Consider the following 1,396-nt stretch of genomic DNA (forward strand, 5'->3'; position numbering starts at 1 on the left):
TGCACGGGGCCCTCCTCGGGTAGCCCCCACCCGGCCAATATGCTCCGAAGTAAAATTCGTCCCCCCGGCGTCCACAATCTCTTTGCAGATGGCATAAACCACCTCCAATGAGCTTTTTTGGCGTGGCGATTTTGCGCAAAGCAAGGCCAGCATTTCTTCAGGCGTCATTCTATTGAACCTCCAGATTTGAAAAACAGTAAGCGGTCGGTGATCCGACCTGTCTAGGGGTCAATGACAGGGCTCTACTTCAATCAATTGGGGCTGCCGAGCATAGCCAGTGGGAATACCATCGAGGCCGGGCAATGACTCGCTGGACATGAGGGTGGTGATCTCCTTCACACTGATGATGTGCTCTCCTTGCAAGTCCTCCAGCCGCAACTGCCCGCTGATCAACTCGTCGACCTTCTTTCTGCTTTTCAACCTACTGAACAGGAATGACGAGACCTGGTTGCCGAGACGAAGCTGCTCACGCTCATCGAGCTGGAGCATCACTGGACGAATGCCATTGTTGAGGGCGAGTCGATCCAGCAACTGCGCCCTACGAGGAGTCGCCATCACCGCTGAAGCTGATTGATAAAGCGTGGCGTTCTGGCAAACCTCGTTCAGCTGATGGAAAAGCGACGTCTCCTCATACACGATTTCAAGTTCGTGCCGGTCGCTCACCAGCAGTTGCATACCATCAGTCTTGGGGGACTCTGCCTGGCTATTGGTATTAAGCAAGACCTTGCATTCCGAGATCAGCTTGGTCAGTGCCTGCAAATCACCGATGTACATGTCCATTTTCGTGACGACACCTTCCTGGTCTGCTTCAAGCTTGCGGATCGCGACGTTGATCCGCTTCAGCTCCCGATCATTGAAAGGCTTACCTACTTGAGCGCAGTCGAACTTCTCGTTCCGGAGATCTTGAAGGCGCGACCGATAGTCAGAAAGCTTTTGATCAATGTCGGCATAGCTTTGCCAGTTGAGGTTTACAGTTAGAGAAATTTCATTCCACAAAGCAGCCAGTCCACCCAAGAACACAGGGCCAGTAACGAAGTGCCGGCACCGTGGGCAATTTTGCAGTCCCAGATGCCCGGCCTGGACAGGCAACCACTGCTTGCCTGTCGATTCACCACCATCGCCACAACGAGCGCCGGCATAAGGACACATGCCGTAGTCCCTTACCAACTGAGTACCGCTGTTACCGGCAAGTAGAGCTTCAAGTGCTTCCTTGGTGCTGCCAACCATCTGATGCTGGAGCTCATCCAACCGCTTCTGTTCCACCATGATCTGCATATCGGTTGCATCGTCTTGCAACGCCCGCTTCTCTCCTTCCGTCATAGCCTGACGGACTGACGCAGATCCGACTTTCACGTAATAAATCGTCATCACGATCGAAGCATGGCCAACGATCTTC

General features: G+C 53.4%; 1 pseudogene. It reads right to left on the reverse strand.

Annotated elements, in window-relative coordinates:
* Positions 1 to 228: 228 nt before the first annotated feature.
* Positions 229 to 1,396 (reverse strand): annotated as a pseudogene (locus tag OQK_RS28830) (gamma-mobile-trio integrase GmtZ); the annotation flags it as partial.

Source organism: Pseudomonas sp. R62 (genome assembly GCF_000257605.1).
Taxonomy (GTDB): domain Bacteria; phylum Pseudomonadota; class Gammaproteobacteria; order Pseudomonadales; family Pseudomonadaceae; genus Aquipseudomonas; species Aquipseudomonas atacamensis.